The 15,508-nt window shown below is 34.9% G+C and carries 13 protein-coding genes and 1 pseudogene; 3 read left to right on the top strand and 11 right to left on the bottom strand.

The window, feature by feature from the left end:
* Positions 1-231: 231 nt before the first annotated feature.
* From HLX49_RS12240 to HLX49_RS12230, 3 genes and pseudogenes are all read right to left on the bottom strand, one after another.
* Positions 232-1,419 carry a phosphoenolpyruvate hydrolase family protein gene (locus HLX49_RS12240; RefSeq protein ID WP_296362189.1) on the bottom strand — a complete coding sequence of 396 codons (1,188 nt, stop codon included), beginning with the start codon at positions 1,417-1,419 and terminating at the stop codon, positions 232-234.
* Between the two features lie 210 nt (positions 1,420-1,629).
* Positions 1,630-2,458 (bottom strand): annotated as a pseudogene (locus HLX49_RS12235) (lipid II flippase Amj family protein).
* A 318-nt stretch (positions 2,459-2,776) separates the two neighbouring features.
* Positions 2,777-3,619, bottom strand: coding sequence for a metallophosphoesterase (locus tag HLX49_RS12230; protein WP_296362186.1), 843 nt, complete (start codon positions 3,617-3,619; stop codon positions 2,777-2,779).
* Positions 3,620-4,236: 617 nt separating this feature from the next.
* Here HLX49_RS12230 and HLX49_RS12225 point away from each other — a divergent pair.
* Positions 4,237-4,539 (top strand): hypothetical protein, encoded by a 303-nt coding sequence (locus HLX49_RS12225; protein ID WP_077704747.1) that lies wholly within the window; start codon positions 4,237-4,239, stop codon positions 4,537-4,539.
* Between the two features lie 239 nt (positions 4,540-4,778).
* Here the strand turns inward: HLX49_RS12225 and HLX49_RS12220 are convergent, their stop codons facing one another.
* The 5 genes from HLX49_RS12220 to HLX49_RS12200 all read right to left on the bottom strand — a co-directional run bounded on the left by HLX49_RS12220 (position 4,779) and on the right by HLX49_RS12200 (position 10,433).
* A complete protein-coding gene (locus tag HLX49_RS12220) occupies positions 4,779-5,165 on the bottom strand; it encodes an ectoine synthase (RefSeq protein ID WP_073005637.1) in 387 nt (128 codons plus the stop codon).
* Between the two features lie 17 nt (positions 5,166-5,182).
* On the bottom strand, positions 5,183-6,469 hold the full coding sequence (gene ectB / locus HLX49_RS12215) for a diaminobutyrate--2-oxoglutarate transaminase (RefSeq protein WP_077704750.1): 1,287 nt from the start codon (positions 6,467-6,469) through the stop codon (positions 5,183-5,185).
* A 12-nt stretch (positions 6,470-6,481) separates the two neighbouring features.
* A complete protein-coding gene (gene ectA, locus HLX49_RS12210; RefSeq protein ID WP_077704752.1) occupies positions 6,482-6,961 on the bottom strand; it encodes a diaminobutyrate acetyltransferase in 480 nt (159 codons plus the stop codon).
* Positions 6,962-8,003: 1,042 nt separating this feature from the next.
* The gene (locus tag HLX49_RS12205; protein WP_296362183.1) at positions 8,004-9,248 is read right to left on the bottom strand and encodes a metal-dependent hydrolase family protein; all 1,245 of its coding nucleotides are present in this window, start codon (positions 9,246-9,248) and stop codon (positions 8,004-8,006) included.
* A 15-nt stretch (positions 9,249-9,263) separates the two neighbouring features.
* Complete coding sequence (locus HLX49_RS12200) at positions 9,264-10,433, bottom strand: hypothetical protein (protein WP_296362181.1); 1,170 nt, start codon at positions 10,431-10,433, stop codon at positions 9,264-9,266.
* 560 nt (positions 10,434-10,993) lie between these two features.
* Here HLX49_RS12200 and HLX49_RS12195 point away from each other — a divergent pair.
* The gene (locus HLX49_RS12195) at positions 10,994-11,410 is read left to right on the top strand and encodes an Hsp20/alpha crystallin family protein (RefSeq protein ID WP_101934118.1); all 417 of its coding nucleotides are present in this window, start codon (positions 10,994-10,996) and stop codon (positions 11,408-11,410) included.
* A 406-nt stretch (positions 11,411-11,816) separates the two neighbouring features.
* Here HLX49_RS12195 and HLX49_RS12190 read toward each other — a convergent pair whose 3' ends face one another.
* The 3 genes from HLX49_RS12190 to HLX49_RS12180 form a co-directional block, all read right to left on the bottom strand.
* On the bottom strand, positions 11,817-12,563 hold the full coding sequence (locus HLX49_RS12190; RefSeq protein WP_077704762.1) for a sulfite exporter TauE/SafE family protein: 747 nt from the start codon (positions 12,561-12,563) through the stop codon (positions 11,817-11,819).
* Between the two features lie 220 nt (positions 12,564-12,783).
* Complete coding sequence (locus HLX49_RS12185; protein WP_296362179.1) at positions 12,784-13,488, bottom strand: hypothetical protein; 705 nt, start codon at positions 13,486-13,488, stop codon at positions 12,784-12,786.
* A gap of 53 nt (positions 13,489-13,541) precedes the next feature.
* Complete coding sequence (locus tag HLX49_RS12180; RefSeq protein ID WP_296362177.1) at positions 13,542-14,405, bottom strand: ABC transporter ATP-binding protein; 864 nt, start codon at positions 14,403-14,405, stop codon at positions 13,542-13,544.
* A 304-nt stretch (positions 14,406-14,709) separates the two neighbouring features.
* Between HLX49_RS12180 and HLX49_RS12175 the strand changes: the two genes are divergently transcribed.
* On the top strand, positions 14,710-15,162 hold the full coding sequence (locus HLX49_RS12175) for an SRPBCC family protein (RefSeq protein ID WP_077704774.1): 453 nt from the start codon (positions 14,710-14,712) through the stop codon (positions 15,160-15,162).
* The last annotated feature ends 346 nt before the right edge of the window (positions 15,163-15,508 follow it).

Here is a 15,508-nt window from a genome sequence, read left to right as displayed (position 1 = left end):
AATAAATAAACGGCACCATTTGTGAAAGTAAAAGCAGTATTGATTTAAAATTACTTTTGCCCTCATCTATATGATACCGTTTTCGGAAGTGAAAATTAATGTCGTTATGTATGTTCATTTTGTCTTTATGTTCACTTTTGAACTTTTAACACGATCAAACGTTTATAATTTCCAGTAAAAAAACGTAAATGGGATTATAGTTCAAGTATTAACAATCACCCATAATATATACTATTCCTTTAAAAATCGACTTGGAGACACTCCTTTTCTTTTTTTAAAAATCTTACTGAATTGTACGTAATTCGCATATCCGACCATTTCAGCAATTCTTGCTAAGGGTAATCTTTCCGTATGCATCATTTCAATAGCCCGATTTAATCGGAAATTGATGAGGTAGTCAACAAAAGAAACGCCTACTTCTTCTTTAAAAAGCGTGCTTACATACGTTCTGGATAAGTTTAAAATATTTGCTAAATCACTTAAGGTGATTTCTTCCATATAATGATTACTGATATAGTCTTTAATAAACTCTACATAGTCTTCTTTATTTGCAAATCCTTCCATTATTTTTTGAATAGAAGCTTCATATTGAATGTTAAACGTTTCTTTAAAGGATTTCGTTGTATTTTTAATTACTTGCTCAGCTGGAATGCGTTCAAACACGGACCCACCAATATACCCATTAATACCCGTACCATCGTACATAAATTGCACATCAATTGGACTATTGACAGGCCCACCATAAACCATCTTAATTACATTCGGATTAAATTCATTACATGCTCGAAAAATATCTACGGCTAACTTCTTAGCACTCTGTAAAGACTGAATTTGTTTTGCTCCTAACACACCACCTGTTGTTAAACCTAAGTGAACACAAATAATATCAGCCCCAGCATGAAGCATGTCGATAGCTTGCGATTGATTAAATACAAATGCTACTGTAAATAAATCAAGTTGGTTTGCTATTCGGATGGCCTCTACTTCTCTAGAAAAAGTGATATCCTGTGATTCTAACGCCTCTCGAAATTGACCATCAATTAAGCCGACAGTTGGATAGTTATTAATCCCAATAAAACCATATTGCTTAATACGAGAAATATAGTCTTCCATATGAAGCATAGGGTCGGTGGCAAATAATCCAAAAATAACAGGAATTTTTGACATAACTGGCAACAACTCTTTTGAAGCAAAGTCCATAACTAATTCATTGCTATTCGCACAAGCTGTAAAACCAGCCAAGGAACTAACACCCATTTGGCGAAAACGCCCAGAACATAATGCTAAGATAAAATCAGCTCCGCCCTGCTCTGCATACTTAGCTGTAAGCCCAGATCCTGCTGCAACTCCAATCACATGCTTATTTGTTTTTATTTGTTGATTTAACTTTTCAAGCAAACGCCATTTATTATATACCATCCATTTACTCTCCATCTACCTTGTTTAGAATATACTATACATTAATATTCCGATCTTTGCATAACCAATATGTATATAAAAAATTGAATTGTAGCCAAGTTTAGAAGACGAAATATGTAGTTTTTATCATACTAAAAATATTGAATTTTATACTTTTACTGAAAATACTTATCCGCAAAACCATTTTCATAATAAAAAGCTCACTAATTATTACGAGCCATGTAATAAACACCTATCATTAACGATAAACTTAGTAAACCAAGCAACATACTTTGCTCCAGGAATAAATAGTACTTGGGCTAATAATGTACCGAACAAACGCGAGGTTACCATCATAAGCGAAACGCCTTTTAAAGTTCGATAACTCCCTCGGTATTCACCACGTCATCTGCTAAAACAGAAACTTTTGGATCTACAAAAACAACAAGTAAAATTGTTGCTATTCCATTAATTAATCCAGAAGCCATGACAGCTGTAGCTGCACGTTCTGGTACAAGCAATGAGGCGTATAAAGTAGCTAACACACCTATTGTGTAAATAGCTGTTAAGATCATATTCATAAGAAATAGTTTCATTGGTATATCACTGAAACGAATTTCTTTTATATCCGTACGTTTTGGTAAGCGAAAATGTTTCCACCCGCACATAAAAAACTCCATTGAAAAGCCTTTTTTTATAAGCGCAGGTATAGATCCTTTTTCATTCGCCAAATGAATAATAGCTCTAGAAAACAAGGCGATAAACGTTGGGAATACAATAATACCAGCGACAGTACCTGCAGTAGAAGCTCCGATTAGTATACGGTATTGCTCTTCAACCACTTGTAGTCCATACGCTGGTGGTGCTGTATCAATAAGGCTTCCCGTAAACGGTTGCTGCATCATATTGGCTAGTCTGATACAATAACCATTACATTAAATAAAGCAAGTGCAGAGGCAATCATTTTCACTCTAGCCCCCGATAATCGTACTGCATAAGCTAAAGTTTCAATACTATGTATGACAAAAATAAGGGTTAATTTCCCAGTAAAAACTTCCATAAGGATGACATTCCTTCCCAAAAAGATAAAACAATAGCTTTACATTACCATAATCTTGTTTTAAATGTATAGGTAATCTTCTTTCTATCAAGCTTTACAACATAGTTATTTGCAAACTCTATTTATGTACACTTTTATTCATTTTTTATCTAGAAAATGTTTTGCGCTATAGCAAAGCATCAGAGAAACAAAGGCTTTCTTATCTTATAAAAAGCCTCCACCTTAAATTCACTGGAAGGTGGAGGAAATGAGTTAAACTTTCACATGAAAATTTACAGAAATATCTACAATAGCAACCTCTCTTATGTTGCTAGTCTCTTATTTTAAAATCGCCTTTTCTACCTTATCATTTACAGCAAAATGATGAATAGTTATTTCCGGACGACTGCCAATACGAATGTTAAAGCCTGTTTGACCGATCCCTTCGCTAATATAGAAAGGACGCCCATTTATTTTGTGGAGCCCCTTTATCATATTCATTTTGACCAACTGTCCCATTTTTTTAAGATGATAAGGTTTTGGCCAGTGGATTTGCCCACCATGAAAATGTCCAGAAAGTAAATAATCAAATCGATAGTCATTGATCGTTATGACAACGTTAGGATCATGGGTTAATACTAAATTGGTTCCTTGATTTATACCAGTGAAAGCTTTTTTTACATCACTATGCTTCGTGGAATAATTATCAATTCCAATGATATTTATTTTCTTCCCATCTAATTCTATTTGTCTATTTTCATTTTGTAATGTTTGAAATCCATATTCATTTAATACTTTCTTAAGTTTTACAAAGTTTTTCTCTTTTAACACATAATCATGATTTCCAAAAACAGCAAATGAACCGTACACTGGTTGTAAATTCCTTAAAGCTTTTAGATAGGGAATTAACTTAGGTATACTCCGTTTCCGATCTAAAAAATCTCCAGTTAGAGCGATTATATCAATATTATAAGAACCGATGCTTTCTATTAAACGGTCTGGAGTAACGGAAATATTTTCTAAATGCATATCAGAAATATGCAATATTTGAAGCACATTTTCTTTATTATCTCTATCATCTGTATCTATCGTAATTTCATTAACGACGAATTTTTGTGTATTTTGATAGCCTTTAAAGAACAAGTAACTAAAAAGAATACATATTACTAAGCCAATATACAATATATCACCTCCGTTACTATTATAAAAGCAAACTCTATCATCTGGCTAAAGCAATATATGGAAAAAATACGAGTAGAAAATTCTTTGACAGTTATTTTATAATCAGTATAACCCCAAATAAAAACCGTCTGGATGATCGTTAATTGGCATTGTACTATGGGAAGAAGCCTTATCTATTTAACAGGAATTGAACTTATGGCAATCATTGGAGGTGTGATGCTATTAATATGAAGCCGTGGGAACAAAGACCGCGGCCAATAAACCACGTATCGAATGGAACAAATTAACGAAGATAAAAAATCACAGTAAGGTGACGAACCGATAATGACTTATCGTATGAAGTCGCTTAGTTGCTGGGCAATGAATCAAGACATGTATAAACAGTTATTTCTTTATCCCCTAAGTACTTCATTTATCATTTCCAATACTGAAAAAAATTCCATTATGATCTATCAGTTAATATTTCGGTCAGTATATATTCCTTTTTTGTCTATTTTCAATATACCGTTCTAAATTCCATTATTTTATAAAAAATTTCCATTTAATGGGTTTTTGCAGACAAATTATGAAACATTTTTCTTTCTGCATCGTACTACTTCATAAAGGAGACAAAAAATATGAATATATGGAGCATCATTTTAGTACCTCTAGCTTTTATTGGTGGGCTGTTTTTGTTCCATTTCCTATCTGGTCATGGAAAAGGGAAAATTGTTTTTGATTTAGATGAGCGCTATATTAATTATGGTGATTATATACAAGCTATTTTACAAGAATTAAAAAAACAAGGAAAGCAAGCTTTCTATGAAGGTAATGGGCGATTTATTATTGATGGGGCTCCTTACACGTTTATAGAATGGAACGTTAATTTAGGTGGCTTTCCGACCCAACGAACGGTGTTAAAACAAGATAAAACTTCATAAATATCCGTGCTAATAATTAGTGATTAGTTGACTGTGTTCTCTCTCTACTAACAATTCTTACATCATGATAAGTGAGGAAGGGACATAACTACATACTACCGCAAATGGTATGGCTAATTTACCGCTAGGAAGGAGTCATAGTAGAGGAAAACAAAACGACGGCTTTCACCATAAAAATTTGGTGATAAGCCGCGTTTGTACTCCTTTTACTTATGTCCCACGCTCTATAGAGTTGATGTTTATTCGGTTAAAAGTGGGTAATATCCTTCTTTTGTATGTGTTTCGGTTCCTACTAGAGGAGGATTAAAAACACAGACCATGCGCATTTGTGTTTTTGCACGAAGCTCATGTTTATCATTTTCGTTTAATAGATACATAGTGCCTGGCTTCAGGTTATATACTTCACCGGTTTCCAGCTTTTCTATCTCACCTTCCCCCTCAATGCAATAAACCGCTTCAATATGATTTTTATACCAGAAGAAATTGGTCGTTCCTGCTTTAATTATCGTATCATTTAAACTAAAACCTACATTATCTTTCTTCATGATAAAACGGCGACTCGTCCAATTGTTACCCGATGTTTCATCTCGAGTGCCAATGATATCGTCTAGTGATTTAACAATCATGCAAATATCTCCTTTATTTATCCTTTAATTTTTAACACCTGTTCAATGCTTACTTCTAAAATATCAAACCCTTGGTTGATCCCCGCTTCATCAATAGTTAACGGTGGTAGAAACTTGACAACTTCATCATCTGGTCCAGATGTTTCTATAATTAAACCAATTTCAAAAGCTTCCTTACAAACGGCTGACGCAAGTTCATTTTTCTCCATGGCAATCCCTTGCATCAGTCCTCTCCCACGAGCTTCCGCTTTTAATGATGGGAATTTTTCAATAATATGATCTATACGTTTTTTCATGACCTTACTTTTCCGATGAATAGACTTTGAAAATCCCTCATCCTTCCAAAATTCCGTTAAAGCTTCTGTTGCTGCAATGAACGCTAAATTATTACCCCGGAATGTTCCGTTATGCTCCCCTGGTTCCCATTGATCATATTCTGGTTTGATTAAAGTAATTGCCATTGGAAGTCCAATACCACCAATTGATTTTGACATACACACTATATCTGGTATGATACCAGCTAGCTCAAAGCTGAAAAAAGTTCCTGTTCTCCCACATCCAGCTTGAACATCGTCTACAATTAATAAAATATCCCAACGATCACAAATTAAAGCAACCTTTTGCAGCCATTCCGTGCTAGCCGCATTAATGCCTCCTTCGCCTTGGACAGTTTCAAGAATAATTGCTGCAGGCAAAGCGACACCGCTCCCGCTATCTTCTAAAAATCGTTCCAAGTAAGCAATTGAATCTTGATCATCCACATATTCGTCAAACGGCATAGAAACACTGTGATGCAGTGGTATCCCAGCCCCATGACGTTTAAATGAATTTCCTGTCACCGACAGCGATCCAATTGTCATTCCATGAAAAGCATTCGTAAAGCTTATTACTGTATCACGTCCAGTTACTTTTCTAGCTATCTTCAATGCACTTTCAACTGTATTCGTTCCAGTAGGGCCTGGAAACATCACTTTATAATCCATATTTCGTGGTTTTAGAATGGTCTTATAAAAGGTTTGTAAAAATTCTTTACGAGGTGTCGTCCCCATATCCAAACTATGAATAATATTATCATTTTGAATATAAGTGATTAGCTTCTGTTGCATCTTTTCATGGTTATGACCATAATTTAAAGCACCAGCACCTGCAAAAAAATCAATATACATATTTCCATCTATATCCCAAAGTTTATGGCCTTTTGCTTTTTCAAAAATCGTCGGCCATCCTCTGCTATAAGTTCTTACTGCTGATTCTAATTCTTCAAATGCTTGCATTGGGCTATTTTTTACAACTGTTGTAGTCACCAAATCATCCTTTTATTTGTTATTTTCCCTTGGAATAGGGCCAATCTTATACAACTGTTCATCTTCATGTCCTGTTCGTGGAAAATCGACGGAAGTATAGTAATTACCAACAACACATTCTGTATTTAGTTTTTTAGCTAAGCCCATAAATAAATACTGTGAGGGCAAGTTAGAAGGTGTTACCGTTGCCTCAACAAACTGAATTTCTGCTAACTGCTTTCGTTCTAGCAGTTCAAATAACATACGTGTCGCTAGACCCTTCCCACGCTGTGAAGTATCAACAGCAACTTGCCAAACAAATAATGTATTCGGTTTATTCGGATGGATAAACCCGGATATAAACCCAACCACTTCTCCCTCTTCCTCAACGATGATAGATGTTTCAGAAAACATATCACACCATAGAAGATAACTATAAGAAGAGTTTAAATCCAGATTATCAATTTGATGAATTAAATCCCAGACTGCTGCCCCATCACCTTTTGTAGGCATACGAAATGTAAGTTCTTGTTCTACTTTACTTTTAACTGAATTCGTGCGAATTGCTGTTTGGATGGTTTCACTTCTCCCTTCGTTTAATATAAGCTTCTATATAAGCTTATAAATAAATCAACTACATCGTCAAAAGGCTTTAAGTAGCATTTAGGAAGATTAAATGTGTTCAGCAGCCCTCACGGTTGTAGAATATGCCCTCCTTTAAGAATAGCTACGAAAAATTCTAAATAATAGTATTGTTATCTAAATTCGATGATAAATAAAACAACATCTCTTACCATTCGACAATTATTGCATCTTTAGCTAGCGTTATTATACAATTAAATGGTAAATGTAACTAATTGTAGGTTTTATTCCTTTTTTGAATAGATGCCTCCTATAATGGAACAAAGGTGCAAGCGTCCGTTTAGCAACGTAGCGAGTGGAACGAATCAACGAAAGTTTTAGGAAGCCTGCCACTAAAACAGGGGTATGTCGACGCACGAAGGCAAGCCCGTTTTTAGTCGGCCTTCCTATTTAGCACGAACCGATGGTGACTTAGCTTAGGGCAATGGAGTGAAGTCGCCTAGTTGCTGGGCGCTGGAGTCGACGTAGCTATTCCGTTAAATCGGTATCCAAAAGCAACAAATTTTATACTTTCTTATCCTCTTAGAAAAACTTAACTTTTTCACCAAGGCTTGATGGCGATGGAATGCGTCGTTTTTCTTATACTAATAAGCCTAGAGGTTCTATACTTTCCTATAGTGCAAAAAATACCCGAACATTAAATGACGATGATCGGGTATTTTTTCAATTCTTAAGTACGATTACAAATATATATGTTTGGTTACCGAATTCTAATAGTGTGAAAAGGGATTTTCTTGTCTCCCATTAATTACTAAATGTTAGGTCTGAAAAGGTATCTCATTCTTTTTGAACTAACAACAGCTTATGAACCGTAAGATATAATTAAAGCATGGGTTCTTTATTTCTTATACTATAACCCCTATATATTTTATGCTTTCCTACAGTGTAAAAATAGCCTTAAGGCAAATCTGCTTTAAAACAATAAGTTTTTTTCTACTTCCCCATTCTTAATTACTACTTGTATGTTCTCATTATTCGCTAGCATATCAACATCGTTTAGTGGATTACCTTTTACAATGATAATATCCGCTAGTTTCCCCACTTCAAGGGTGCCTAACTGCTCTTCCCATCCTAAACACTCTGCGGCTGTTTTAGTAGAAGCCACAATTGTTTCCATAGCAGTCATCCCAGCGTCTCTCATTAAGCCAAGTTCTCGTAAATTTGTTCCATGCTTCATAACACCAGCATCCGTTCCCATTGCAATCTTTACGCCTGCCTCGTACGCTTTCGCAATGCTTGCTTGATGCTGTTCAATCACTTCTTTCGACTTTTCTACAGCTGTATCAGGCATTCCTGCTTCTTTTGCTGTCTCTAAAACAGCAACCGGAGCAAGTAAGGTTGGAACGAGATAAGTTTCATTTTCTAACATTAATTCAACAGCTTCATCATCTATAAAAATTCCATGTTCAATGGAATGAATACCAGCTTTAATCGCATTCTTTATCCCTTCAGCACCTTGGGCATGGGCCATTACCTTGACACCTTTGCGAAATTTTGCCTCTTCTACAATGACTTTCAATTCTTCCAATGAAAATTGTGTAAATTCAGGATGGTCTGTGGCACTTAACACACCACCTGTAGCATGAACTTTAATTACTTCTGCACCAGCCCGTAGCATTTGTCGTGTTTTTTTACGAACTTCCTCTACGCCATCACATTTTCCATTTGGCATACCTGGGTAATTAGAAGCTAACAAATCCACGGTGTTCCCAGATATAGTATAACCATCGCCATGTCCCCCAGTAATTGTTAAAGCATTAATACTTAATTGCATCCTTGGTCCACATATTAATCCTTCGTTAACAGCTTTCTTCACTCCTAAATCAGCACCTAAAGCATCGCGAACAGAAGTTATTCCAGCATGTAAAGTTGCTTTTAAATAATTTGCTGCTTGATAGTACATAAATGAAAATGGAGTGGCTAACCTTTGGGCAATTGGTGCGTATTCAAACATCATGTGTACGTGTGTATCAATAAAACCCGGCAATACGCTACCACCTTGAGCATCTATTACGTATTCTGATCCATCTAGTGTATAATTTTCTTCTTTACCAACGTAAGTAATTTTTTCATTATCTAAGACAATGATACTATCTTTTATTGGAGCAGCACCGTTTCCGTCGATAATAAGCGTATTCTTAATTAATTTTTTTCCCAATTTTTCTTCCTCCCGTTATAAAGTTTTTACTAATATTCCAGCAAGAACTACAGATGCTACTGTAACAGTTGTAAATCCGCCAATTAGCATAGGTGCAAGTAGCTCATTGAAGATTATTTTCTCTTCTTGTTTATTTCTAGCTACACTACGACTCACTTCTTCACATAAAATGTAATCCGCAGGAAATCCAAATAATGCCGTTAAAGCAACAGGCATGCCTTTTAATACATCCCATTTTACGAGCTTGGACATTACATACCCTCCCAGCGCGATTGCGAATGTTCCTAAAATTAAGATCAGCAAAATACTAGGTAAATTTGCGAGAACATCTTGAGGAGACACCCCTGCCATTGTGCCGATAACTACAAATATTATTGCTACCATTGTTATGGAAAAAGAATTCGCCTGTTCTAGAGATTTACTCTCTAACAAACCTAATTTCAAACCAATAATACCTATTGCCAAGCACCATAAGCTATAATGTATAGGTGTTAATTCACCAAGAGCAACACCTATTGCTGCTCCCACAAACACGTAAAACAGTTTTAACGTTAAACTTTGCTTTAATGGACTGATTTGTTCTGTCGCACTAGACGCTTCTCTATACATGACACTTGCATCCATAGGAATAAATGTATTGGCATCTATTTGCTTTTGGAGCTTCAATGCATATCTCCGCATAAAATTTAATGCTAACGGCATACCTAAAACCCCTTGAAAAGCAACAACTAAGGCTGGTATAACGACAAGACTAGATTTACCCACGGCAGCAAGCTCTTCAGAAGTAACAATTAAAGCAATAATTCCTCCACTTAACGGTCCTACTCCAGCAACAGCAGTTGCATAGTCAAAAGCAAGTGAAACAACTATTAAAATAATGGCACTTGCTACAAGTATACCACCTAATGAAATAAAGACGGCTTTTATTTGACTTTTTAATAAAGCTATAGGAATTAAAGTGCCCATATGAACGATTGCTGGACCAATTAATATGGCGCCTAATGCAGCAAACTGTGATTTTTCCAATATATCTCCTGGAAATATCCCCGTCCAAACAAGAACAAGAAACCCTGTCATGGCAGTGAGTAGCATAGGTATTCTTGCTCTAGAAACAATGGAGAGCCATTCTCCCAGTGCAATTAATGCAAAAATAAGTACAGTAGCAATTAACGGGTTAGTTAACAAGAGAATCGCCTCCTAAAAATAATACTAACTAATATATCACTAGGAGTGTTTTTTGTCTATACTGCTTTTTTTGACAATTAACGTTTATTTACACGATTATCCGCTAATATATAATTAATATTTATCTTATATTTGCGCTGTTTTCTTTATAGATAACGCTTTCAATATATTACTAAAAAGAGCGCCAATGTTTTTAAAAATTTTAACAAAAGTTTTTAGAAAAAAGTTTTACACAGAAAAATTTAGCTTGTCGCAAGTCTTATGGCAAAAGCCTTTGTTTTTCTGTTACTATAAACCTCAAAAACTTTATACTTACCTATAGTGATAAAAAATTCCAATGGCTATATCGTTATTGTACAAGGATCCCACTCCACGAGTTGGCGGGTATGTGTTGGACAAGTTCAAATGTTAGGGATATATGCAAGCTCTAGATACGTACATATCTTGATATACATTTGACAACCCTTAGGTAAAATCATTATTTTGGTACAATCGCCCAAAACGATTGAATAGATAAAGCATATATTATGAATAAATACGCATATAAGAGGTGTTCGCTAATGGATAATAAACGTTGGAAACGGGGAGAACGGGGGCCGTTTCAAGGTATTATGGAACAAATGGACGCTTTTTTTAATGAATCTGCGAAGAATTTCAATTCGCTGATTAAACGTCCATTGGCTGTTCGTACACGTGAAACGGAGGACAATGTGATTGTAGAAGCTGAGCTACCAGGGTACAGACGCGATCAAATCCAATTAGAGATATTTGGTAATCAATTACGGATTTTTGTTGAAGATCATTCGAATACGGATGAAGAAGGTTACAGCCAATCAGAAAGAACTGTAACACTTCCATTTGCAATTTCTGAAAAAGAAACCGTAGCAAAATTGAATAATGGCATTCTACAAGTAACTATTCCGAAAAACAATTCCAGCCGAAAATTTATCTCCATTCATGACACTACAGATTTGTAATGGTTTAAGTTAGCGTTTACAATAGTAAAAACACAAGATGGCGCATAGCTCAATTAGTGGGGCTTTTTCCTTCCCCACTAATTGTTGTAAAGTTTGAATGTGAACGACCGTTTTTATATACGTGCCAAACTTTCAAGACACACTTTACAGACACTTTACACCAATTTTATACTCCCTTCATAACAGATTGTTACACTTAACATAGTAAAGACATATAATTGGAGGGATTTCAGGTGAAGTTTTTAGGGAAATTAGTAATTTCGCTTATTTTAATGATTATTTATTATGTATAAAAACTCCATAGTTTAAAATAGCTAAACAGAAATCTCCAAACTTTAGACTACTCATTTTCTTTCTTACCTTTAGATTCGTTCACTTATATTTATTTTTATATCAATTTATCAAGCTAACCAATTACTAAATATAGCCCTCCTAAAGCTGCTAACAGCAACACTATGATAGTAAATACGTTTTGAGGTATCCATGGTAGCACTTTGGCCCCAATGATGGCGCCAGTCAAAATTACTGGAAGCATTATTAAATTCAGGCCAAAAGATGCACTGCTAATTAAATTTAAATGCAAATAAAGAGGAACCTTTATCGTATTTACAGTTATAAAAAACCACGCACTTGTACCAACAAATTCTTTTTTAGGAACTCTTTTTACTAACAAATAAATTGTCATGATTGCACCAGCAGCATTCCCTACCATCGTCGTAAAACCACTAAGGATCCCCATTGTTATTGTAAAGCTAATGGAGGTTGGTAAAAGCTGATTAAACCGCTCACCAAATTGATTACGAATGACATTTAGACCGATCATAACGAGAACGATCGTTCCGATAATTGGCTTTAATTGTTCATCATTCACTTGTCTTAAAACCAAGAACCCACCAATAATTCCAACTAAAACCCATGGAATAAGCGATATAAGATATTTCCAAACAACATGACGTCGATAATAAATGACAGCAAACAAATCGCCAATCAAAAGCATAGGAAGCAGAACGCCCACTGATTCCTTTGCTGGAAAAACAAACATAATCATTGTGACCACTAAAATAACTAAATTTGGGATTCCAGATTTAGAAAAGCCAATAAATAAAGCACAAGCAATAACGATGAACCAATCTAAAATGGTTAAATCAAACAAGTGAATCCCCTCCTTTTACTGTAATACTAAAATTTCCATCTATCTTTCGTCACAACGACTTGGCATTTCCCGACTTTAAATCTCGCTGTGAAACTAATCATTGTTTCTTTTCTATTACAGTAAATGAGTGAGCCATAAAATTGAAAAGTGTAAATAGAATAGTATTGCATAATACACATTTTTAAAGCAATATGCTCATTTTTTCGCAAACCAACATGATTTATGAAAATTTCTTTTTATGGCGATACAATATCGCAAACAAACCTACCATCACTGCTGCATAAAGGAATATCCATAAATAAATAAGGAGCAGTCTCGTACTGTCCAACGGTTCTTTCATAAGTAAAGCTAATTTTGATACTGGCGGAAGTACTAATAATATGTATTTCCAATATCCTGGCAATAATGTTTCTACTCCTAAGGAGACAATAGATATTACAAGCACAAGACTAAGCCCCAACCAGGAATTAATCTTTTTATTTAATAATATTCTAGAAAATAACACACTGATAGTAACGGCTACTAACCCTAACAAAAAATGAGTGAAAAAGCCAACAGTGATTTCTAATACTGTTGGATTCTTGCTAAACATTCCAAATACAATAGGATAACTGGTCGAAATAAGAGCTAACAAAACTACAAAACTACTTGCCGTTACATATTTACTGCAAAAATATCGCATCTCATTTTTAGCGTGAAGCATCGTTATTTGCTGTTGAACCAGATCTTCTGTATGAAAAAAACGAACCGTAATCCAAGCTGCTATGATATACAAATATATTGAAGTCACGCCATAACTAGCTAACACAGGGTTTGGATAAATAGCATAGTTGACCACTAAAATGATAATAAAAAAACTCATAGGCGCTACATAATTATATGATTTTATGTATGATATAAGATGATAAGCCATCAAAGATCTCATTTCCTTCCCTCCCTTGCTTAGAAAACTTGGCTTACACAATAAACTCTGAAATTCTATACTTCGTACATAGAAAACGCTTTTTGTTGAACAGACCATACAGAATAAATGGACGCTCCACTTTGAATTAATAGAGCAATGATTTCATCACTCTGTCGTGAACTTATAGTAAATTGAATCTTGTTTTTGTGTATTGTCTCATGATCTATACCATAAATAGCGCTTATTTGTGTAAGAATAGATACATCTGCTGGAAGTGTCGACTCAATCGTAACAAGGCTCTCCTCGACATGATCACAAGTGATTACACTTTCCATAAGCTTCCCATTTTGTAATGTAACGGTACGGTCTGCTAAACGATGCACTAGTGGCAAGTCATGGCATGTAAATAAAATCGTTAAACCTTGCTGCTTTAATTGATATAATATAGATTCTACTTCTAACTGAACAGACTCATCTAATCCTGATAAGGGCTCATCTAAAATGAGCAAAGAAGGTTGATGTAAGAGTGCTTGCATGATATTTATTTTTTGTCTCATTCCCTTCGAATAATACTTGATTACTTCAAATTGGGCAGTAAAGTTAAACTGATCAAAAAGCTGACCAACACGTTCTTTAGCCACTTCACGTGATAGCCCTCCTATTCTCCCTAAATGATAAAGATAATTAAATCCTGTAAACATAATATTCGGAGGAAATTGCTCTGGTACATACCCTATCCGGATATGCTTACGTTGAATGGTTCCACTTGACGGAAGTGTAATTCCTGCTAAAATTCGTAGTAAAGTGCTCTTACCTGATCCATTAGCGCCAATAATTGCTACTGTTTTCTGTTGATAAAAAGTAAAGTTTAGGTTCTGTAAAATACGTTTTTTATTTATGTTTTTTGACATATTTTTACCTTGCATCAATATGGACAACAAACCACCCCTCTTTAAAAACACCTATTCTAACGAAGCAATACATTACTGTGCTTACTAGCATGTGTTTTACTTTGACCACACTTTTATTTGGCACCTGCGATAAGGAATATTTTGGATTATATATGTATTTATTATATCCATAGTTGCTTTTACTTTCAAAATCTTTTTACCTATTTGTCTTTTTTGGTGGTTAAATAGATTTTTTTTGTGGTATAACATAACATATAAGTGTTATGAATTAGAGCAGTCTGTGTTACAAAGAAAAAGTAAAATTTCACTTTATTCTAAGGAGGATGCATGTATGCCTAGCGGAACAAAGGAAATGACTCTTCAAGCGCCAATTGCACAAGTATGGGATTTTGTTAGCGATATGAACCATTGGGCTCCGTTAGTACCTGGCTATATTGATCATGAGATTATAAACGATACGGAGTCCACATGGAAATTTAAAGGGGATCTCGGTATTGTTCAAAAAAAAGTACAACTAAAAGTACTTATAACAAAGTGGGAAAAACCTGAAAAAGTAACTTTTAATTTAAAAGGAATAAGTGAGAAATTCACTGGTAGTGGTTACTTTCATGCTTTAGCAATAAATTCAGATACAACAAAAATGACGGGCCATCTAGACATGAAAGCTGAGGGGATAATGGGACCAGTTATTAATCCAGTTTTAAAATCCTTTCTACCTAAGATGACTACAGAATTAACGGAAGCAATTGCCCAAGAAATAACAAACAGCAAAAGTCATTCTTAATCTACATTGGAAGAACAAAGAGCGGGTCGCACATTTAGAAACGTAGCGAATGAAATGAATCAACGGGGATAAAGGATTTACGGTAAGGTGACGAACCGATGATGACTTATCTTGTTACGAAGCTTTTATGGGAAAAAGGGAGTTTTTCTTATATTATAAACCTTTCATTTTTATACCTTCTATAAGACATAAGCAAATACAATAAAGCCCAAATTTTTCAGGCTCTATACTAAATGTTGGGGTTTCCACACAATTTGCGCATAAAAATATACACGCAAACATCCAATTCTTTTATACTTGAATTGACTAGAAACAAGAAAAGATTGGAGTTGCGTGCAAATGAATT

It is taken from the genome of Virgibacillus sp. (genome assembly GCF_013393565.1).
GTDB lineage: Bacteria > Bacillota > Bacilli > Bacillales > Amphibacillaceae > Virgibacillus > Virgibacillus dokdonensis.
This window is presented reverse-complemented; position numbering and strand designations above follow the sequence as displayed.

What these genes read in the sequence shown, in the direction of transcription:
- HLX49_RS12240 (WP_296362189.1), bottom strand. Translation starts at nt 1,419, where the DNA reads ATGGTATATAATAAATGGCGTTTGCTTGAAAAGTTAAATCAACAAATA.
- HLX49_RS12225 (WP_077704747.1), top strand. Translation starts at nt 4,237, where the DNA reads ATGAATATATGGAGCATCATTTTAGTACCTCTAGCTTTTATTGGTGGG.
- HLX49_RS12220 (WP_073005637.1), bottom strand. Translation starts at nt 5,165, where the DNA reads ATGATTGTTAAATCACTAGACGATATCATTGGCACTCGAGATGAAACA.
- ectA (WP_077704752.1), bottom strand. Translation starts at nt 6,961, where the DNA reads ATGCCTACAAAAGGTGATGGGGCAGCAGTCTGGGATTTAATTCATCAA.
- HLX49_RS12195 (WP_101934118.1), top strand. Translation starts at nt 10,994, where the DNA reads ATGGATAATAAACGTTGGAAACGGGGAGAACGGGGGCCGTTTCAAGGT.
- HLX49_RS12185 (WP_296362179.1), bottom strand. Translation starts at nt 13,488, where the DNA reads ATGAGATCTTTGATGGCTTATCATCTTATATCATACATAAAATCATAT.
- HLX49_RS12175 (WP_077704774.1), top strand. Translation starts at nt 14,710, where the DNA reads ATGCCTAGCGGAACAAAGGAAATGACTCTTCAAGCGCCAATTGCACAA.